Annotated in this window: 23 protein-coding genes and 1 tRNA gene; 13 read left to right on the top strand and 11 right to left on the bottom strand. The window is 56.8% G+C overall.

What is annotated here, in order from left to right; all coding sequences use genetic code 11:
* Positions 1-43: 43 nt before the first annotated feature.
* Together PEL8287_RS01420 and guaB are read right to left on the bottom strand one after the other, a co-directional pair.
* Positions 44-1210: an RsmB/NOP family class I SAM-dependent RNA methyltransferase gene (locus PEL8287_RS01420; protein WP_085890570.1), complete on the bottom strand. Its 1167-nt coding sequence runs from the start codon at positions 1208-1210 to the stop codon at positions 44-46.
* Positions 1211-1249: 39 nt separating this feature from the next.
* The gene (gene guaB / locus PEL8287_RS01415; protein WP_085890569.1) at positions 1250-2698 is read right to left on the bottom strand and encodes an IMP dehydrogenase; all 1449 of its coding nucleotides are present in this window, start codon (positions 2696-2698) and stop codon (positions 1250-1252) included.
* Positions 2699-2836: 138 nt separating this feature from the next.
* Between guaB and speB the strand changes: the two genes are divergently transcribed.
* Positions 2837-3796, top strand: a complete 960-nt coding sequence (gene speB / locus PEL8287_RS01410; protein ID WP_085890568.1) for an agmatinase — start codon at positions 2837-2839, stop codon at positions 3794-3796.
* Positions 3797-3858: 62 nt separating this feature from the next.
* On the opposite strand, the gene yidD is transcribed toward speB, so the two are convergent.
* The 3 genes from yidD to rpmH are packed head-to-tail and all read right to left on the bottom strand — an operon-like array spanning position 3859 to position 4653.
* Positions 3859-4101, bottom strand: a complete 243-nt coding sequence (gene yidD / locus PEL8287_RS01405) for a membrane protein insertion efficiency factor YidD (RefSeq protein ID WP_085890567.1) — start codon at positions 4099-4101, stop codon at positions 3859-3861.
* Entirely contained in the window at positions 4098-4496 is a 399-nt protein-coding gene (gene rnpA / locus PEL8287_RS01400) for a ribonuclease P protein component (protein ID WP_085890566.1), read from the bottom strand. The genes yidD and rnpA overlap by 4 nt, the downstream gene beginning before the upstream one ends.
* A 22-nt stretch (positions 4497-4518) precedes the next feature.
* Complete coding sequence (gene rpmH, locus PEL8287_RS01395; RefSeq protein ID WP_027241708.1) at positions 4519-4653, bottom strand: 50S ribosomal protein L34; 135 nt, start codon at positions 4651-4653, stop codon at positions 4519-4521.
* 284 nt (positions 4654-4937) lie between these two features.
* On the opposite strand from rpmH, the gene PEL8287_RS01390 reads away from it, so the two are divergent.
* From PEL8287_RS01390 to PEL8287_RS01375, 4 genes are all read left to right on the top strand, one after another.
* On the top strand, positions 4938-5675 hold the full coding sequence (locus PEL8287_RS01390) for a TVP38/TMEM64 family protein (protein ID WP_085890565.1): 738 nt from the start codon (positions 4938-4940) through the stop codon (positions 5673-5675).
* A gap of 2 nt (positions 5676-5677) precedes the next feature.
* Complete coding sequence (locus PEL8287_RS01385; RefSeq protein ID WP_085890564.1) at positions 5678-7096, top strand: dihydrolipoyl dehydrogenase family protein; 1419 nt, start codon at positions 5678-5680, stop codon at positions 7094-7096.
* A 20-nt stretch (positions 7097-7116) separates the two neighbouring features.
* Positions 7117-8508: a sensor histidine kinase gene (locus PEL8287_RS01380; RefSeq protein ID WP_085890949.1), complete on the top strand. Its 1392-nt coding sequence runs from the start codon at positions 7117-7119 to the stop codon at positions 8506-8508.
* Positions 8509-8564: 56 nt separating this feature from the next.
* Positions 8565-8641, top strand: a tRNA-Arg gene (locus PEL8287_RS01375).
* 505 nt (positions 8642-9146) lie between these two features.
* On the opposite strand, the gene trpB is transcribed toward PEL8287_RS01375, so the two are convergent.
* Complete coding sequence (gene trpB, locus PEL8287_RS01370) at positions 9147-10373, bottom strand: tryptophan synthase subunit beta (RefSeq protein ID WP_085890948.1); 1227 nt, start codon at positions 10371-10373, stop codon at positions 9147-9149.
* A 301-nt stretch (positions 10374-10674) separates the two neighbouring features.
* Here trpB and PEL8287_RS01365 point away from each other — a divergent pair, with 301 nt between their 5' ends.
* From PEL8287_RS01365 to PEL8287_RS01355, 3 genes are all read left to right on the top strand, one after another.
* A complete protein-coding gene (locus PEL8287_RS01365; protein ID WP_085890563.1) occupies positions 10675-11178 on the top strand; it encodes a hypothetical protein in 504 nt (167 codons plus the stop codon).
* A 22-nt stretch (positions 11179-11200) separates the two neighbouring features.
* The gene (locus PEL8287_RS01360) at positions 11201-11560 is read left to right on the top strand and encodes a hypothetical protein (RefSeq protein WP_085890562.1); all 360 of its coding nucleotides are present in this window, start codon (positions 11201-11203) and stop codon (positions 11558-11560) included.
* 286 nt (positions 11561-11846) lie between these two features.
* The gene (locus tag PEL8287_RS01355; RefSeq protein ID WP_139837661.1) at positions 11847-12386 is read left to right on the top strand and encodes a hypothetical protein; all 540 of its coding nucleotides are present in this window, start codon (positions 11847-11849) and stop codon (positions 12384-12386) included.
* Between the two features lie 108 nt (positions 12387-12494).
* Here PEL8287_RS01355 and PEL8287_RS01350 read toward each other — a convergent pair whose 3' ends face one another.
* Genes PEL8287_RS01350 through ihfB form a run of 4 tightly spaced genes read right to left on the bottom strand, consistent with a single transcriptional unit; the run spans position 12495 to position 14231 of the window.
* The gene (locus PEL8287_RS01350; RefSeq protein WP_085890560.1) at positions 12495-12947 is read right to left on the bottom strand and encodes a GNAT family N-acetyltransferase; all 453 of its coding nucleotides are present in this window, start codon (positions 12945-12947) and stop codon (positions 12495-12497) included.
* Positions 12938-13585: a phosphoribosylanthranilate isomerase gene (locus PEL8287_RS01345; protein WP_085890559.1), complete on the bottom strand. Its 648-nt coding sequence runs from the start codon at positions 13583-13585 to the stop codon at positions 12938-12940. The genes PEL8287_RS01350 and PEL8287_RS01345 overlap by 10 nt, the downstream gene beginning before the upstream one ends.
* A gap of 9 nt (positions 13586-13594) precedes the next feature.
* Positions 13595-13945, bottom strand: a complete 351-nt coding sequence (locus PEL8287_RS01340) for a lipopolysaccharide assembly protein LapA domain-containing protein (RefSeq protein WP_085890558.1) — start codon at positions 13943-13945, stop codon at positions 13595-13597.
* A gap of 4 nt (positions 13946-13949) precedes the next feature.
* Complete coding sequence (gene ihfB, locus PEL8287_RS01335; protein ID WP_085890947.1) at positions 13950-14231, bottom strand: integration host factor subunit beta; 282 nt, start codon at positions 14229-14231, stop codon at positions 13950-13952.
* 343 nt (positions 14232-14574) lie between these two features.
* Between ihfB and PEL8287_RS01330 the strand changes: the two genes are divergently transcribed.
* From PEL8287_RS01330 to PEL8287_RS01315, 4 genes are all read left to right on the top strand, one after another.
* Positions 14575-15516: a nucleoside hydrolase gene (locus tag PEL8287_RS01330; protein ID WP_139837681.1), complete on the top strand. Its 942-nt coding sequence runs from the start codon at positions 14575-14577 to the stop codon at positions 15514-15516.
* On the top strand, positions 15513-15959 hold the full coding sequence (locus PEL8287_RS01325) for a GNAT family N-acetyltransferase (protein WP_085890556.1): 447 nt from the start codon (positions 15513-15515) through the stop codon (positions 15957-15959). Before PEL8287_RS01330 ends, PEL8287_RS01325 begins: the two co-directional genes overlap by 4 nt.
* 222 nt (positions 15960-16181) lie before the next feature.
* Positions 16182-17003, top strand: coding sequence for an alpha/beta fold hydrolase (locus PEL8287_RS01320; protein WP_085890555.1), 822 nt, complete (start codon positions 16182-16184; stop codon positions 17001-17003).
* Between the two features lie 95 nt (positions 17004-17098).
* Positions 17099-18520 carry a protein adenylyltransferase SelO gene (locus PEL8287_RS01315; protein ID WP_085890946.1) on the top strand — a complete coding sequence of 474 codons (1422 nt, stop codon included), beginning with the start codon at positions 17099-17101 and terminating at the stop codon, positions 18518-18520.
* A 4-nt stretch (positions 18521-18524) separates the two neighbouring features.
* Here the strand turns inward: PEL8287_RS01315 and PEL8287_RS01310 are convergent, their stop codons facing one another.
* Positions 18525-19160 carry a DUF2238 domain-containing protein gene (locus PEL8287_RS01310; RefSeq protein ID WP_085890554.1) on the bottom strand — a complete coding sequence of 212 codons (636 nt, stop codon included), beginning with the start codon at positions 19158-19160 and terminating at the stop codon, positions 18525-18527.
* Positions 19161-19163: 3 nt separating this feature from the next.
* Here PEL8287_RS01310 and PEL8287_RS01305 point away from each other — a divergent pair, with 3 nt between their 5' ends.
* On the top strand, positions 19164-19910 hold the full coding sequence (locus PEL8287_RS01305; RefSeq protein WP_235862106.1) for an endonuclease/exonuclease/phosphatase family protein: 747 nt from the start codon (positions 19164-19166) through the stop codon (positions 19908-19910).
* Positions 19911-19927 lie beyond the last annotated feature (17 nt).

Below are 19927 nucleotides of genomic sequence, written 5' to 3'. Positions count from 1 at the left end.
TTAATGACATCCGTCTTGGCACGTCAAGATTGCGCTTTAAGGCTCAGACTCTACTTAAGAGTGCTACGAAGAATCCGTCGCCGGCCTCACTGACAGGCCAGCGTTTCTGATATCTGACAGCCCAGCCAGGTGTCTGGCCTGCAAAATCAGCGATCTGACCCTCATTTTCCTCGATCAGAACAGAACAGGTGCTGTAGGCCAGTACGCCACCAGAAGCGACCAGTCCGGCGGCCTTGTGCAAAATGTCCGATTGAAGGTTTTGCAGCTCTTTCAGGCGATCCGGCGTAAACCGCCATTTGGCATCAGGGCTTCGGCGCCATGTCCCGCTGCCCGAACAGGGAACATCGCACAGAACCAGATCAAACGAGTCCTGTGCTTCAAGGTCAGCAGTTTCCAACAAGGTCACGGACACACCGGCACGTGTTGCCCGCTCGGGCAGGTCTTTCATCCGTTGCGGCAAGGCATCATGCGCGAACCATCTTGCCTCATGAAGGCCCGCCATCGCCAGAACCTTGCCACCACCGCCCGCGCAATAATCCAGAATGCGCGCGCCGGCCGGTATTGTCAGCGTTTCAACCGCTGCCTGGCTCGACCCGTCCTGCAATTCAACAAAGCCGTCCAGATAAGCCGACGACGAGGCAATGCGGCGTTCGCCTTCAACCACGCGCAGCGCTGTTTTTGCAATCGGGTCAGGTTCGGCGACAATCCCGTCTTCCGCCAACTTCGAAAGCACCTGATCGACCGCTGTCTTACGCAGATTGGCCCGCAGCATCACCGGTGCACGTTCCCGCAGGGCCAACGCAGTCTGTTCAGCGTTTCCCCCCAACGAAACGTTGAACAACGGCAATAGCCAATCGGGAAGGTCCAGACTCTGGCCGCCGTTCAGCGGCGCCTGAACAGTCCCGGTCTCATCGGGTGTCAGTGGCGCGGGCGCATATCCTTCCCCGGTAAAAACCGAACCGAGGTCTGTTCCCGCAGCGCGCAAAGCCCCGATCATAATTCCCCGCCCGGTCTCGGACCCGCCCAGACAGGCGTAGGATCGTCGGCATCGCAGCGCTTGAAACACGTGATCACGCACCGCGGCGCGATCTTTTGATCCGGCAAACCGCGAACGTCTGGCCCATCCGGTCAGCGCCTTTTCAACCGCGCTTCCCGCAAGGATGTCATCAAGCAGGTCAATGGAAGCCTGAACGCGCGCAGCCGGGGTCACGGTTTCACACCAACTTTGTGGAATAGTAATCTGATAAGGCTACCCAATTCTGTAATTCGGGCTTTCACGGGTGATCTGTACATCATGCACATGGCTTTCTTTCAGGCCAGCCCCGGTGATACGGACAAACGCACAGTTCCGGCGCATGTCTTCCACAGTGGCGCAACCGGTATACCCCATGGCCGCGCGCAGGCCGCCGACCAGTTGGTGGATGACCGTCCCTGCAGAACCTTTGTAAGGCACCTGCCCCTCAATCCCTTCGGGCACCAGCTTGTCACTGGCTGCGTCCTTCTGGAAATAACGGTCCGCGCTGCCACGTGCCATCGCCCCAAGCGAGCCCATACCGCGGTAGGCCTTGAAACTGCGGCCCTGATACAGAATCACCTCGCCCGGGCTTTCATCGGTCCCCGCCAGCATAGAGCCGACCATGGCACAGGATGCGCCTGCGGCGATAGCCTTGGCGAAGTCGCCCGAAAACTTGATGCCACCATCAGCGATCACCGGCACATCGCCCGCGCCGCGAGCACAATCCATGATCGCAGTCAACTGAGGTACGCCCACACCAGCCACCATCCGCGTGGTACAAATGCTACCCGGACCGATGCCCACCTTGATTGCATCCGCACCCGCCCCGATCAGCGCGCGTGTTGCCTCGGCGGTGGCGACGTTCCCGGCTACGATCTGCACTTCGTTCGACAATTTCTTGGCGCGCTCCACGGCGATGGCGACACCCTCGGAATGGCCATGTGCCGTGTCGATCACAATCATGTCCACACCAGCTTCGACCAGGGCCTGACTACGCTCAAACCCGGCGTCCCCCACGGTCGAGGCGGCAGCCACTCGCAAACGCCCCAGCGTATCCTTGCAGGCATGCGGGTTCAGCACCGCCTGTTCGGTATCTTTCAGCGTCAGCAAACCGGTCAGCTTGCCCTTTCCGTCAGTGACCAGAAGCTTTTCGATCCGGCGTGCCTTCATCAGGCTTTTTGCCTCATCAAGATCAGCAGGCTCGGTCAACATCGCCAGATCGTCACTGGTCATCATCACCCGCACAGGCGTGTCATCATCAGTGGCAAAGCGCATATCGCGGTTGGTCACGATACCTACCACCCGTCCCTTTTCATCAATCACCGGAAAGCCACTGACGCGGTAACGGGCCTGCAGTTCTTTCGCATCCGCCAGAGTCTGATCAGCCGTCAGGGTGATCGGGTTGTAAACGATACCACTTTCAAACCGCTTCACGCGGCGCACCTGGCGGGCCTGCTCTTCTATATCCAGATTGCGGTGTAGAACCCCCATGCCACCAGCCTGTGCCATGCAGATCGCCATTTCCGACTCGGTCACCGTATCCATGGCCGAACTCAGCAGTGGTATATTCAGGTTGATCGAACGGGTTGCCCGCGTACGCGTATCCGCCGTATTGGGCAGCACGCTGGACGCAGCAGGTACAAGCAGAACATCATCGAAGGTCAGCGCCTCACGAATCTCCATCACGTTTCTCCATGGACAGATCGTTTGGCGCTTCCCTATCTCATGGATTGCGCGCGGGGGAAAGGCCAATTCGTGCCTTGCTGCTTGCGACATTTCAGGCCAACGTGACTGCAACATATTGCATGAGGAGCATCAGATTTGGGCAATCACGGATACGATAGCGGGCGGTTGGACCTGCCCTTTGTTGGCATCTCGACATTTGGCAAGCGTCCTTATGTCAGCGACTGGGGGAATATCGATGCCGATGTTGCCATCCTTGGCGCGCCGTTTGACGCCGGCACCCAATGGCGCCCCGGCGCCCGGTTCGGCCCCAGGTCCGTACGTGAGGCCTCGACCCTGTTCAGCTTTGGCCACGGCGGAGCTTATGATCACGAGGACGACGCTACCTATTTGCCCGGTGACGTGCGCATCGTCGATATCGGGGATGCCGATATCGTCCATACCGACACGATGAAGAGCCACGCCAATATCGAGACCGGCGTACGCGCCATTCTGGCGGCGGGTGCGCGGCCCGTTACCATCGGTGGCGACCATTCGATCAACATTCCCTGCATCAACGCCTTTGACGATCAGGGCGAAATCCACGTCCTGCAGATCGACGCGCATCTGGATTTCGTCGATGAGCGCCACGGCGTGCGCTTTGGCCATGGTAACCCGATGCGCCGCGCCGCTGAAAAACCCTATGTCACCGGACTGACCCAATTGGGCATCCGCAATGTCAGTTCGACTGCGAAAGAGGGCTATGAAGACGCCCGTGCGCGCGGCTCGGATATCCTGTCGGTGCGCCAGGTTCGCAAACTGGGCACCGATTCCGTTGCGGGCCGTATCCCGCCGGGGGCACGGCTTTATGTCACCATCGACATCGATGCCTTTTGTCCGTCAATCGCACCGGGTACCGGCACACCCAGCCACGGCGGATTTTTGTACTACGAAGTGCTGGAATTGATGCAGCTTGTGGCCCACAATCATCAGATCGTCGGTATTGATCTGGTCGAGGTTGCACCGGCCTATGATCCAACCGATAGCACCTCGATTCTTGCAGCGCAGCTATTGCTGAATACTCTGGGCTTTATTTTTCATGCCCGAAAAGCCACTTGATCAGCAATGCTTCAACTCCGCAGCTCTTGGAAAATTCGCAGAATTTTCGAAAACAAGCGTCGCTATCTCTTGGTTGAATCAGATGTGTCCGGCACCGGATCATATCCGCATTGCCCCCAGGGATTACAGCGCCCGATCCGTTTGGCGGCCATCCAGCCGCCCTTGAGTGCGCCGTGCTTTTCCAATGCCTCAAGCGCATATTGGCTGCAGGTTGGCTGATAGCGGCAGTTGAACCCGACCCAGGGTGAAAAGATCAGGCGGTAGCCCCTGATCGGCAGGGCAAGGATATGGGCAAGCGGGCTCATGTCTGTGTATGCAGCTTTTTCAGTGCATAGATAAGATCGTTCTGCAATTCCTGAAAGGGGCGCTGGGCGGTAACCTCGGCCCGGCCGATCAGCACATAGTCCCAACCGGCCTGTCCAAACCGGGGCAGCACCAGACGTGCAGCTTCGCGCAGTCGCCGTTTTGCTTGGTTCCGGGCCACGGCATTGCCGACCTTTTTCGAGCAGGTGAACCCAACGTTGATGCAAGGGTCATCATCGCCCCGTTCTCTGGCCTGCACCACCATCGACGCTGTACCTTGCCGCCCTGCCCGGGCGGTCGCCAGAAACTGGCTGCGCGTGCGCATGACCTTCAGGCAAACGGAAACCGCCGGGGGCTCATTCCCTGCATTTTCATCAGGGGCCTCCGGCGGTATCATGTCCGTAACCTGTAACTGGCGCTTACGCGCTCAGTTCTTTGCGGCCGCGGGCGCGACGTGCGTTCAGGATCTTGCGACCGGCTTTGGTGGCCATGCGGGCGCGAAAACCATGGCGGCGCTTGCGAACCAGGTTAGAAGGTTGAAAGGTGCGTTTCATCGCTCCATCTCCGACGTTGCGGGCAATACTCGATCAGGAATCGCGCTTGCCCGTGGGGTAACCGAAGCCCGGTCTATAGTGGCCCGTTTTTCACAAGTCAAACCCGTGCGGCAGGTTTTGCAACAAAAAACGTGCCACTGCGCGGCAGCAATGTTACAAAACGGCCAAATCTCTGCGGTTACGAAGGGTTACCTATCACCCGCGATCACCCACACGTGAGGTCTATGGCTATTCCCCCTCGTCGTGATCATGTTGAGTCTGAAGAGAACAATGCAGGCAACAACATGACCATGGAACATACCTCACATCCCGACAAGGCTTCGCCTTTGCGGCACTTGCCACTATTGATCATACTTGTGGTGGCGGTGATCGGGTATTTTACGCTTCGCGACTACCTGACTTTCGACACACTTAGACAACACCGCGAGACTTTGCTTGCATTTCGGGATAGCAATTACGTCGGGCTTGCCGCTGTCTTTATAGCTATTTACTTCGTTATCGTGGCCTTTTCATTGCCCGGCGCGGCTGTGGCGTCGGTCACCGGCGGATTTCTGTTTGGTTTGAGCTTGGGAACCCTATTCAATGTCACCGCTGCCACGCTTGGCGCCACCGCCATCTTTCTGGCGGCCCGCTGGGGGCTTGGGCGCGCGCTTGCAGCCAGGATTGAAACTTCGGATGGCACACTGAAGAAGATAAAAACTGGCCTGCATGAGCATGAAATCAGTGTACTTTTTCTCATGCGACTTGTGCCAGCTGTACCGTTTTTCGTGGCCAATCTTTTACCTGCGCTGGTCGGAGTGAAGTTTTTCAACTTCGTTTTCACCACCTTTCTTGGCATCATTCCCGGCGCGATCGTCTTCACCTGGATCGGTGTAGGCCTTGGCGAGGTTTTTGATCGTGGCGAAAGTCCGGATTTGTCGCTTCTGTGGGAGCCGCAGATCATCGGCCCCATTCTCGGCCTGTCTGCTCTGGCCGCCCTGCCGATTGTCATAAAGGCCGTTCGCGGCAAAAAGGATATCTGAACATGAGTGATCTGAAGACCGACCTGCTGGTCATCGGCGCCGGCTCGGGCGGCTTGTCCGTGGCCTCGGGTGCCGTTCAGTTGGGCGCCAGCGTCATCCTACTTGAGGGTCACAAGATGGGGGGGGATTGCCTGAATTATGGGTGTGTACCCTCCAAGGCGCTGATTGCCAGCGGCAAGGCCGCCTACGCACAGTCCCATGCCAGCCCATTTGGCGTGGCTGATGTGAAACCAAAGGTCGATTATGGTGCCGCAAAGGATCACGTCGCCGATGTTATTGCCCAGATTGCCCCGGTCGACAACCAGGAGCGGTTCGAAGGGCTCGGTGTCAAAGTCATCCGCGAATATGGCAGTTTCATCTCGGCAACACAGGTCAAGGCCGGGAATCACACCATCACCGCCCGCCGGATCGTGATAGCCACCGGTTCATCCCCCTTTGTTCCGCCGATTCCTGGGCTCGATTCCGTTCCATATGAAACAAACGAAACCCTGTTTGATCTGCGCGAACGCCCCAAACATCTGCTGATCGTAGGGGGCGGACCGATCGGCATGGAAATGGCACAGGCCCATCTGCGCCTTGGTAGCAAGGTCACCGTGATTGAAGGCATGAAGGCGCTTGGCAAGGACGATCCTGAAATGGCCGCCATCGTTCTTGGTAAGCTGCGTGCCGAAGGTATAGAAATTGCCGAGGATGCCATGGCCGCCGAAATCCGCGGCAAAGCAGGCGCGATTGAGATTGAGGCCAAGGATGGCCGCGTCTTCAAGGGCAGCCATCTGTTGATGGCCGTGGGGCGAAAGGCGAATACCGACAAGCTAAATCTAGACGCCGCCGGCATTGAAACCACCCGCAGCGGGATCAAGGTCGACGACTCGATGAAAACCACCAACAGGCACGTCTATGCCATCGGCGACGTGGCCGGTGGGCTACAATTCACCCATATGGCGGGCTATCACGCCGGGCTGATTATCCGTTCGGCCTTGTTTGGCCTGCCCGCGAAGGCGACAAATGCCCACATCCCCTGGGCCACCTATACCGATCCTGAACTGGCGCAGGTCGGCCTGACCGAGGCGCAGGCAAAAGAAGAACACGGTGGCAATCTTGAGGTCGTCCGTTTTCACTATACCCATAACGATCGGGCTATCGCTGAACGTAAAACCGACGGTCTGATAAAGGTGATGGTTGTGCGCGGGCGACCGGTCGGGGCCTCTATTGCCGGGGCTCAGGCGGGCGAATTGATAAATCTCTGGGCGCTTGTTCTGGCCAACAAACTGAAGATGAAACATGTTGCAAACATGGTTGCCCCCTACCCGACCATCGGCGAACTGAACAAACGTGCTGCGGGGGCCTATTTTTCTCCAAGGCTGTTTGATAACCCTAAGGTGAAAATGCTGGTCGGCTTTATTCAACGCTGGCTTCCGTAAACGGGACAAAAAAGATGCGGTTGCTGAATTCACTCTCGGGGCGCTTCCTGATCCTGACAGCGGCGTTCGTGATGCTGGCCGAGGTTCTGATATTCGTTCCGTCGGTTGCCCGCTTCCGCGCGGATTTTCTGCTCTCGCATCTGGAACGCGCCCAAATTGCTTCTCTGGCCCTTCTGGCCGACGAAATCATCAGCCCCGACCTGGAAGAAGAGCTTTTGATAAACGCGGGCGTGTTCAACGTGGTTTTGCGCCGTGACGAAGCCCGCCAGCTGATGCTGTCTTCGCCCATACCCTATCCTATTGCAGACACGTTTGATCTTCGAAACGCCAACGCGTTCCGGCTGATCGGCGACGCCATGCACCGCCTGATCACTCCTGAACCGCAAGTGATCCGCGTTATTGGCGATCCGGTAAGGATGGGTGGGCTTATCATTGAAATCACCATGGAAACGGCGCAGCTACGCAACGCGATGCTTGATTATGGCCTGCGCATTCTGTTGCTATCGGCAGTCATTTCGCTGTTCACCGCCGTCCTGTTGTTCCTGGCCGTGCGCCGGTTCCTTGTCAAACCCATCAAACGGGTCGTGGATCACATGAAATCCTATGCCGCCGAGCCCGAAGATGCCCGTCGTGTAATTACCCCCTCCGCCGGTGTAACTGAATTGCGCGAGGCGGAAGAAACTCTGCAATCCCTGCAAACGCAGCTTACCAGCGCCCTCAAGCAAAAAGAGCATCTGGCCCAGTTAGGCGGTGCCGTTGCCAAAATCAGCCACGACCTGCGCAACATCCTGACCAGCGCACAACTTTTCACCGACCGTATTGAAATGAGCGAGGATCCGGCGGTCAAACGCATGGCCCCCAAACTGGTCAGCTCCATCACGCGCGCGGTCCATCTTTGCGAATCCACCCTCGCCTATGGACGCGCCGAAGAACCCGGCCCGACCCTCAGCCGGTTTGCGTTGACCGAAATCGTCAGTGACGTGATTGACAGCGAACGGCTTTCGGTTGGCGAAAACCAGGTCAGTTTTTCGGAAGACGTGCCATCGAAACTTGTGGTTCGCGCGGATGCCGAGCACGTTTACCGCGTTGTGGCCAATCTTGTGCGCAACGCGCGACAGGCAATTATCAGCAGCGGCAAACCCGGTGAAATCAACGTTTCTGCCCATGAAGACAGTGATAGTTGGATCATCCGTATCGCCGATACCGGCCCCGGCCTTCCGCCCAAGGCCCAAGAGTATTTGTTCAAACCCTTCAAGGGTGGCGCCAGCAAGGGGGGCACCGGACTTGGCCTGAGTATCGCCGCTGAACTCATTCGGGGCCACGGTGGAGCACTGATGCTGGAACGCACCAATGAAAACGGAACAGTATTTTGTATCGAGCTGCCAAAAGGCGACTTGCAAAACATAAGCTGATTTCTGTCAAATCCCCCTTGCATCGCGGTGCGTCAGCGTCTAGATGCTCCTCTCACGGACCGATAGCTCAGCTGGATAGAGTACCTGACTACGAATCAGGGGGTCGGGGGTTCGAATCCTCCTCGGTCCGCCATTTCCCACTTTGAGATGACACACAGTTCTGCCTTTTTCGGCTGAACTTTACCATTGCGGCGGTTAGATATTCAGCTCCTCGCGGCCCCCTGGGAAACCCGGCCGGGGGCCCAACAAAGCTGTTCAGGATAAAGTTGGGGCGAAGGCACGTTTCAGAATCTGAAGCCTAAGGATCGGGGGGTAAGCTGCGGCAACTCCAGAACCAAATCCCAATTGGGTTTGGTTGTGGTACTTCCGGCAACATTCATTGCACCCCGACCTGATCTTGTTTTGCAGGTGCCTTCGGCCCGCATGAGATGAGAATCCCACGCGTACCAGAAACCGGTTTGGTCAATCAAACAGATCGTGGTCAAACAAGTAAAATAAATTCCGCCGTTTTTAGCGAAGCGATTCCAGTAGAGCGCCTGGCGTTTGCTTGTATCAAACCAATGCGTTTACAGCCAAGCGGCTCGTACACGCGGACGCAGTGCCAGATACCCGATGCTTTCGATCTGCACCGGTGGCGCTTAACCTTCGTCCATGCCAAATCCCAGATGCTTCGCGACGGTAAAGATATCCTTGTCGCCACGCCCGCACATGTTCATGCAAATCAGATGGTCGGCGGGAAGCTCCGGCGCGATCTTCATCACATGGGCCAGCGCATGGCTGGGTTCAAGCGCCGGGATGATCCCCTCTTGCATGCAACACAGCTGAAACGCCTCCAGCGCTTCCTTGTCGGTGATCGCGACATATTTGGCGCGGCCGATTTCGTGTAACCAGCTATGTTCCGGTCCGATGCCTGGGTAATCCAGGCCCGCCGAGATCGAATAACCTTCCAGAATCTGCCCGTCGTCATCCTGCAAAAGATAGGTCCGGTTGCCGTGCAGAACCCCAGGACGCCCGCCGGTAAGCGACGCACAATGTTCCATTTTGGCGTTCACACCCTTACCGCCTGCCTCGACCCCGATGATGTTCACCTCTTTGTCGTCGAGGAAGGGAAAGAACAGGCCCATGGCGTTCGACCCGCCGCCGATGGCGGCAATGATCGTGTCGGGCAGACGGCCTTCGGCCTCCATCATCTGCTCTTTCGCCTCTTTGCCGATGATCGCCTGAAAATCGCGGACCATCGCCGGATAGGGGTGCGGTCCTGCCACTGTACCGATGCAGTAGAAGGTATCACGCACATTAGTGACCCAGTCGCGCAACGCATCGTTCATCGCGTCTTTCAGGGTGCCTCTTCCGCTCGTCACGGGAACCACCTCGGCCCCCAGAAGACGCATGCGGAAGACATTGGGCTTTTGCCGTTCCACATCATGTGCACCCATATAGACCACACATTTCAGCCCGAACTTGGCGCAAACGGTGGCGGTGGCCACACCGTGCTGACCGGCACCGGTTTCGGCAATGATCCGGGTCTTGCCCATGCGCCGCGCCAAAATGATCTGCCCCAGCACGTTGTTGATCTTATGGGCGCCAGTGTGGTTCAGCTCATCCCGCTTGAGATAAATCTTCGCCCCGCCCAGATGATCGGTCAGACGTTCTGCGAAGTATAGTGGGCTGGGACGGCCCACATAGTGTTTCCACAGATAATCCATCTCGTCCCAGAAAGTCTGATCGGTCTTGGCATGCTCATACTGCGCTTCCAGCTCAAGGATCAGGGGCATCAGGGTTTCTGAAACAAACCGCCCGCCAAAATCGCCGAACCGGCCCTTTTCATCGGGGCCTGTCATGAAGGAGTTGAAAAGGTCGTTCATCGTATATGCCTTTGCCATCCGGGTGTTCGCCCCGTTGAATATGGGACGATTGGGAGATTTTCCAGCGAAAACCGGTTTGGACTTGCGCAAAGACACTTGGGCTTGCGATTTACAGCGTTAGAAACGCGGTTGCGGCCTCCTTTTGGTTGCAAGCCAAAACGCTGCAAACCCTGGTCTGGAGCGCACTCTGGTTGTGCCACACGCCCGGAAGAGGTGAAACATTCAACCTTGACCGGGACCAGCATGCGCCTTTACCCTTCTGGGATTATTATAAAGATCATTTTTACGAAGGGGGTTTGTCATGACGCACCTACGTCAATTGTGTCTGTCAGCTTTTATTTTTCTGACCGCCTGTACGGTCAGCCTGTTACCCGACTATGATCAGAAACTGCATCAGGGCCTGAATGATGCAAACAAGGATGCGCATATATTGTTCAGCGCGCTGTCGGGGGGCTCAAGCAAGGCACAGTTCAGCAAACATGCCGCGCAATATCACAAGGTGATAGGCTCGTTTGGCGCGCTTCTGACCCGCGCAAAAACACGACCCCAGCCAGATGGTGCGCAAAAAATCAGTTCAAAATTCAGAAAACTTCCAAAGCTTGGCGAAATTTGCGCCGAGGTTGAAGCGGATCAGGGCTGTGCCATTGTTACACCAAGGGCGATTAATGAAATCATCGAAACCCTTTCGAAAATGCGGGACCGCCACAAAACCCGCGGGCTGCCTGACGGTCTCCTGACGCTGTTGGTCGCAGACTATGAAATTTCGATTGAGCAGGCGCTGACCGTCGAGGCCGCATTGCAGTAAAGTTTACTTGAGGAGAAACACCATGGCAGAATCTTTGAACGCAATTGCCGGTGAAATCGCTGAGGCCTGGAAACAGGAGTTGGCCGAGGGCTGGGATCAGATCAGCAGTTTCCACAAATCCCAGACCAAAAAAATCTCAAAACAGGCTGCCCTTATTTCCCGAATGCGGACTTCCGGAGAGTTGAGAGATGACGACGACATGTTCGAGTTCCTGATGGAGCAGCTGGAAGACAAGATCAGAAACTTTGCCATTGCCGTCGCCAACCTGACGGCGCTGACCCTTGAAAAAGCGTGGAATGCTTCGGTGGGTGTCGTTTGGGGCGTCATCAACAAACTGCTGAAAGGGGCCGGAATTTCGGCGGTGCCGATCCCGAAGCTGTAAATTCACGGCCCCGGCCCGTCGGTTTGCCTTTGTGAAACGGCGGAAAAAACTGACCCGACCCGGACGTGATCGGCGGCATCAAACGGCGCGGTTCGTCACCCAAGTTCAGCCCAAATGCCAAACAGAGTTGGCCCAAGAATTGCCACCCTTACAAAGTCTGCTCTGCGGACCAACTGGTTGTACGTCCAGCTAAAGCAAACTGGGTCGACTTGTTTTGCTTGACGGGGATCAATGTCAAAATGACGCCATCCTCTATTTTAAACGCGATGTGGTACAGAGAAGAACCATGAAAAAGGCGATAATCCACTTCGCAACCGCTCTTATTTATTCGGCTGTGATATCTGTTTCTGCGGCACAAGTTGCCGCGGCGGACTTCAAGAAATTTGGTCGCGCCGGTGTTTGGGAGGTGTCTGGGCAACAAGGTCAGTGTCAGATCGGGAGAAGCCTTGATGCTGGCCAAATGCAATTTGTGCTTTCGAAGGATGGGACCGTCATTACTCTTCAAAGCCTTAGCTGGACCAAGATGCGTCAACCTCCTTCGAACACGTTCAAAATAACGTTGTACTTGGATAACAAAAAATTCGTTCGGACTGATGCTCTGGTTATTGCACAGGTTCGCGCCTTTCAGATTTTCCTGTTGGACGCATCAAATCCGAAACGTCAAAGACAATTCTGGCGAGCACTTGCCCAATCAAAGGAAATGGCAGTCTCTGTACCGTTCCAGTCAAGTCGGCTGCGTTTCAGTGTATCCGGGATAGCCGAAGCATATAGATTAGTACCCAAGTGTAGCCAGCGTTATCTCAAAGGCGTCGCGTTGCCGTTTTGATAACATGAAATGACATCCGTTCAGGGCTCGGATCAGACCTCGGGCATTCGTTGGCGTGGGTCAATGTTCTGACGGAAAGTTCAAATGCCTCTGACGGTTCACGCCATGTCAGTCCAGATAAAGCTTGAACCCGATATGCGACGCCTCAAACCCAAGACTTTCGTAAAACCGGTGACTGTCGGTACGGGTCCGGTTCATGGTCAGCTGGATCAGCCGACACCCCGCTGCGCGCGCCCGTGCCTCGACATCGGCGAACATCTGGTGACCCAGACCATGACCGCGCATATGGCTGGCAATGCGTACGCTTTCCACCTGTGCGCGCCGCGCCGCCGACAGCGATAGACCGCTGATGAGGGTCAGCTGATAAGTGGCGACCACCGCTCCCGTTTGGTCTTCGCCCACAATCACCGTGTTTCCACCCTCGGCCTGCATCCTATCAAAGGCTGCAAGGTAAGGTGCCATATCCGTCAGTTCACGCCCCTGCCCTAGCGTATCGTCGATTAAAAGGGCGACAACGCTAGCGACATCTTCGCGACGGGCTTCTCTGAATTTCAGCTGCATTTTGCAGCCTTTATGAACGCGCGGATCATCTTGGCATCCTTGACGCCCGGTTCGCTTTCCACACCAGACGAGACATCAATCTGACGCGCACCCGTAAGCTGGATCGCCTGTGCCACGTTTTCAGGCGTAAGCCCCCCGGCCAACATCCAGGGCACCGGCCAGCGGCGGCCGGCAATCAGTTTCCAGTCAAAGGCCAGCGCATTCCCACCGGGGCGGTCGGCGCCTTTTGGTGGCTTGGCATCGACCAGCAACTGGTCGGCCACGCGGGCATAGGTATCAAGTTGCGGCAGATCCTCGGCAGTGGCGACGCCCACGGCCTTCATCACTGGCAGACCATAACGCTTTTTGATCTCGGTTACACGTTCGGGTGTTTCGTGCCCATGCAGCTGCAACATGTCCAGCGGCACGCTGTCGGTCAGCATGTCCAGCATCGCGTTATCAGCGTCAACCGTCAGCGCCACCTTGGCAATCCCTTCAGGAACCAGGGTGGCCATGTCGCGGGCACGGTCCAGTTCAATATTGCGAGGGGATTTGGGAAAGAAAACAAACCCAACATAAGCAGCCCCCGCCGATACGGCAGCGGGGATATCGGCCAACTGGGTAAGACCGCAGATTTTGACTTTGACTTCAGCAGACATGGCGCTGATTTAACTGGCCTGCTCCAGGATTGCCAGCACCTCGTCCTTGCCTTCGTGCTTTTCGCCCTTTAGGCGCTTCACCTCGGCGCGCAGGGCCTGCATTTCACGGGCCTGACGGGCAGCGGCAGCGCGTTCTTTGGCCTCGCGGATCCATTCCCAGATAAATCCGACAATCAGCCCGGCCAGAATGCCGCCGTAGATCACGATAAAGAGCGGGACTTCGTAAGACGGGTTAAGCGCAGCAAGGCCTGCCAGTTCATCCGGCAGCACCTTGACCATGACCGATGTACGGTTGGCCAGCGCAATCAGGATCAGGGCCACCGCGAAGATGGCAATCGAGGCATAACGAATATAACGCATGGGTTTATTTCCCGTTCAGACGGTCCCGGAGAAGCTTGCCGGTCTTAAAGAACGGAACATGTTTTTCTTCAACATGCACGCTTTCGCCGGTGCGCGGATTTCGGCCGGTACGGGCATCACGCTGTTTGACCGAAAACGCCCCGAACCCCCGCAGCTCAACCCGGTTTCCATCTGCCATGGCATCGGTGATCTCGCTGAAAATCGTATTCACGATCCGTTCAACATCCCGTTGAAATAGGTGTGGATTTTCATCAGCAATTTTCTGAATCAGTTCCGAACGGATCATCGGTTTCATCTCCCAGGATTTTTTTGTTATGGCCGTGGTGGCATCGGAATGACTATAGATAGAAACGCAAAAAACAGAAACAGAAAGCACAGCCGCTTTTTAGGGATTTGCGTCTATATTTCGCTATCGCGCTAGAATTTTCCGTCTGTGTCACGCTGTTGTGAGGCATGCGACATGTCCCGGCCTGCTTTCTGCACTGCGGCAAAGCCCTTGATTCGCAACGGGATTCGGCCCCCGGACGCATAAGCTGAAACAGCCGGCAATTCGGCGCCGAAAGGCACAGGCGATGTAGACAAACACCCGGGCGCGCTTCATGGTCCGACCAAAGCGAACGGGGCGGAATGTGGGCGCGCGAAAAATCATTATTGATACCGATCCCGGACAGGATGACGCCGTCGCAATATTGTTGGCGCTGGCCAGCCCTGATGAGATTGATTTGCTGGGCCTTACCTGTGTGGCCGGCAATGTCCCGCTGAGTCTCACGTCAAAAAATGCGCGCATGGTGTGCGAATTGGCAGGACGCCCGGATGTAAAGATTTTTGCGGGCTGCAACCGGCCTTTGGGCCGTGATCTGGTGACAGCAGAACATGTGCACGGGCGCAGCGGGCTGGACGGCCCTTCCCTGCCCGACCCGGTGATGCCACTGCAACCGGGCCATGCGGTGGACTTCATTATAGAAACGCTACAGCGCGAAGCCCCCGGCACGGTAACGCTCTGCCCGATCGGGCCGCTGACCAATATCGCAACCGCCTTTCACCGCGCGCCCGACATCATCGGCAGGGTGCAAGAGATTGTGCTGATGGGCGGGGCCTATTTTCAGGTGGGCAACATCACACCGGCGGCCGAATTCAACATCCATGTCGATCCACAGGCCGCCAAAATAGTCTTTGACGCCGGTGTGCCGTTGGTGGTGATGCCCCTGGATGTGACGCACAAGGCACTGGTGACAAAACCGCGCAACGATGCATTTCGCGCACTTGGCAACAAGGTCGGTATCGCAGTGGCGCAGATGACCGAATTCTTCGAGCGTTACGACCGCGAAAAATACGGCAGCGAAGGGGCGCCGTTGCATGATCCCTGTGTTACTGCCTATCTTGTCCGCCCTGAGCTGTTTTCAGGGCGGCATATCAATGTCGAGATTGAGACAACCTCCGAGCTAACCATGGGCATGACCGTGGCCGACTGGTGGGGCGTGACTGATCGAGCACCCAACGCCCTGTTCATCGGTGATCTGGACGCCGATGGATTTTTTAACCTCTTAACAGAAAGGCTGGCCCGCCTGTGACCGCACTGAACCTTGCCAAACCCGAAGATCTGGATCGTGTGGTCCAGCTTGTTCGCGATTTTCATCTGGAACACGGGATCGAACAGGATGATGACACCCGACGTGCGGCAATCCGGCCCCTGCTGGAAGGCTCGCCCCATGGGGCGGCCTATCTGATCGGCCCGGGACGCGCGCCCATCGGCTATATCGTGTTCTGCTTTGGCTGGTCGCTGGAGTTTGCCGGAATGGACGGGTTTGTCGATGAATTCTATATCCGGCCCAGTGTACGAGGGCGCGGGATCGGCAGTGAGGTGCTGCGCAACCTGCCCAAGGCGCTGGCAGGCGTGGGCCTGAAGGCCCTTCATCTGGAAGTGCGTCGCGATAACGAGCGGGCGCGGAAACTGTACAAACGCCTGCATTTCGAGCCGCGCGAAGATTACATGCTGATGACCCGCCGGATATAGGTTTGGAAGATTGGGGAAATGTCCGGCGTGCGGACGAAGCCGCCTTTCGACATCGACTAAATTCCACGAACAGCACTACATCGCCAGTTTGTCTAGAACTGCCCTTTGGGAAGTTTTTTGCATGCACTGACGAGGGTTTCGTGCCATAATCATAGCAAAATGGAACCCAAGCCTGAGGAAATTGGAGCTGCATGTCCAAGCCTATGACCGGCGATTTCTACCATGAAGTTCAAAACAAGCGACGGTGTTAACCTTTTTTATCGGCTCGATGGTGAAGGGCCGCCGCTGCTAATGCTGAGCGGCATTTGGAGCGACACCAACACCTGGAGTGCGCAGGTTCGTAGTTTCTCTGAATATTTCACCTGCATTCGTCTCGATCATCGGGGTATCGGCCAATCCGACAGATGGGCAGGAGAACACAGCTATGAGCTTCATGCCCGAGACGCAAAAGAGCTGTTGGAACACTTGGGGTTGAAGTCGGCGGCTATCCTGGGCGCCTGCCATGGCGGCATGGCCGCTGTCACCCTTGCAGTGAATTATCCCGGCTACGCGAATGCTCTTTGTCTTAACGCGACACAGTTGCTTGGGTCAGAGAGGCTCAGGCAGATGTATTTCGGCTGGAAAAAGATACTAGAGACTTCTGATTTTGAGACCCTGTATACCGTGATAATGCCTACGATCATGTCAGATCATTGGCTAAGTCATAATCGAGAGCGTCTTCCTGATCTGCTTGCTACGATTGAAGAGAGGATAGAGTATTCTGCGGCCCAGAAGATGGTTGATGCGCTCGTCGCTTACTCTGCCACCGGGTTAATGCCCGAGGAACTAGCATCAATCTCGGTTCCAGCATTGTTAATGGCTTCCAGCGAAGACAGATTTATTCCACCACAAGTTATTAAAAACGAAAGCCAGTATTTGCCTAATGCTAAATATCATTTGTTCGAACAGTCCGGGCATTTCCCGCAAAGAGAGATGCCGGAGACCTACAATTCTGTCGTTTTGGGTTTTCTACAGAATCTCACGACATCGAGAAGATTAGCTTGAATGGCTCATTCGGGCTCAAACCAGCCATTGGCCTTCAGTGGTTATTCACACCTTCTGGCATTGGTGTTTTACAGGTTACCCCCTATCTTAGCCTCATGACCCTTCATATCCCCTTTGACAACTCCTATGGCCGCCTGCCCGTGCGGTTTTTTACACGTCTGACGCCGGTGCCCGTCAAGGCACCGAAACTGGTTGCCTTCAATCTTGCGCTGGCAAAGGAGCTGGGGATCGAGACCGGCGATGAAACGACAATGGAGCTGGCCTTTGCCGGGAATGCGCCGCCAGAAGGGGCCGATCCGCTGGCGCAGGTTTATGCCGGTCATCAGTTTGGCGGCTTCTCGCCGCAACTGGGCGATGGCCGGGCCAATCTGCTGGGCGAAGTTGTGGACGTGAACGGCAAGCGCCGCGATATCCAGCTCAAGGGCTCGGGCCCCACACCCTATTCGCGCCGCGGCGATGGGCGCGCCTGGCTGGGGCCGGTGCTGCGTGAATATGTCGTGTCCGAGGCGATGCATGCCATGGGCGTCCCGACCAGCCGTGCGCTGGCGGCCGTGACCACGGGCGAACCTGTCTACCGCGAAACCGGCGCCCTGCCCGGCGCTATCCTGACCCGCGTTGCGGCCAGCCATATCCGTGTCGGCACGTTTCAGTATTTCGCCGCCCACCGCGATCTGGAAGGGCTGCGCGAGCTTTATGAGTATACTGTGGCCCGCCATTACCCCGACGTGACCAGCCCCACCGAGCTGTTACAGGCCGTGATCGCGCGGCAGGCGAAACTGATGGCGAAATGGATGGCGGTCGGTTTCATCCACGGGGTGATGAATACCGACAACACAACAATATCGGGCGAGACGATTGATTACGGCCCCTGCGCGTTCATGGACGAGTTTCATCCAACGACAGTGTTCAGTTCGATCGACGTACACGGGCGCTATGCCTATGATGCGCAGGCGAATGTAATTGTCTGGAATATGGCCCAGTTTGCCACGGCTCTGGTGCCTCTGATGCCCGATCAGGATGCCGCGATCGAGGCCTTTACCGAAGCAGTGCATGCCATGCCGGGCTTGATCCATCAGGAATGGCTTCAGGCCTTCGGCCGTAAGATCGGGATCGCCGAGGCCAAGCCCGAGGACGAGCCGCTGATCACTGGGCTGCTAAAGCGGATGGCCGACAACCAGTCCGATTTCACCAACACGTTCCGCTCGTTGGCAAAGGGATCACTTATGGATCATTTCGACAAGGTCCTCGCTTTTGACGATTGGGAAATCGATTGGATGGGGCGAATTATCGGCGAGAAAGACCCTTTTGCCTGCATGGCCGCCGCCAACCCGGCATTCATCCCGCGCAACCATCAGGTGGAACAGATGATCGCTGCGGCAGTCGAAGGCGATTTCGCCCCTTTCGAACGGATGCTGGATGTGTTGAGCCGCCCGTTTGAGGATCAGCCGGAAGCCGAAGACCTGACCCGGCCGCCGCAACCATCGGAAGTGGTGCAGCAAACCTTTTGCGGCACCTGACGGGCTATTTTCTGAGGCGTTTGAACAAGCGCGGGTTACGGCGGATGAATTCATCAATCACGCTGGTCAGCCAGCCATACTCGCGTTGTTTAAGGTAGACATATCCGGTGGCGGCCCCGATCCCGGCGCCGATCATGTCAACGATCAGATCGCCCATCGTATCGATCAGCCCGGATTTCTGCATGTTGAAACCAAATAGCTGATCCATACCAAATTCGAACATCTCCCACACTGCACCGATGCTGAGACCAAAACAGAACGCAAAAAACGACACTGCCACGGGCGGCGCAGCAAACCGGTCACCCTGAAACATCATGAAGACCAGCACAAACCCGATCAGGCCGAACCCCACGGCCGAGCTTCCGTGCATGGCGACATCCCACCACCAGAAACGTTCATAAAAGTCAAAGACTTCACCCAGAAAAAGCGTGCCGCCGACAAACACCACCACAGCTGAGATAAAGCTGGCGGGCACGGTAATCTCGGCCCACCTCGCCACAAAGACCGGCACCAGCGATAAGGTAAGCGTGGCCAGAGCAACAAACGCCAGTTCCCACCGCAGTTGCACCATGGCGGTGAATGCCACAAGCAAAAGGGCGATCCAGATAAGGCGCGCCAGCCATGTCTGATCGGAAAACACAGGATGAAACCTTCTGATATTCTCTGCTATTATCCGACTATGACAGCAACCACAGTCAGAATTGCAAGTTATAACCTGCAGAAATGTGTGGGGCTAGACCTGCGCAGGCGACCCGATCGCAGCCTGAAGGTGATCAATGCCCTGAACGCGCAGGTTATGGTGCTGCAAGAGGCTGACAAGCGCCTGCCACCGCGGCCTGCCGCTCTGCCCCACGACATGATTGCAGCTGACGGCTGGCAGGTCCTGCCCTTTGGAGCACCCGGAGGGTCACTTGGCTGGCATGGCAACGCCATGCTGGTAAGGCCCGGAATTAAGATGACCGCCACCGCCCATATAGACCTGCCCGGGCTGGAACCGCGGGGCGCCATCCGGGCGGAATTGGAAACCCCCATCGGGCCGCTGCGGGTGGTTGGGCTGCATCTGGGATTGATCCAGCGCTACCGCTTGTTACAGGTGGCTGCGATCATGCGCGCGCTGGAACGATTGCCCGACTGCCCCACGGTGCTGGCCGGTGATTTCAACGACTGGAGCAATGGCGCGGCACTGGACGCCACGGCGCAGGGGGTAGCTTTCATTCGCGGGGCACCCAGCTTTCCGGCCCTGCGACCGGTGGCCTTGCTGGACCGCTTTGCGTTGAGCCCCGAGTTGCAGGCACTGGCCTCGGGCAGTCATTCGGCGCAGCCCGCGCATATCGCGTCAGACCATTTGCCGGTCTGGGTGGATCTGGCACGCAGTCTGGCCGCAGGCTAAGCAGCATGATAGGAGGC

It is taken from the genome of Roseovarius litorisediminis (assembly GCF_900172295.1).
GTDB lineage: Bacteria > Pseudomonadota > Alphaproteobacteria > Rhodobacterales > Rhodobacteraceae > Roseovarius > Roseovarius litorisediminis.
This window is presented reverse-complemented; position numbering and strand designations above follow the sequence as displayed.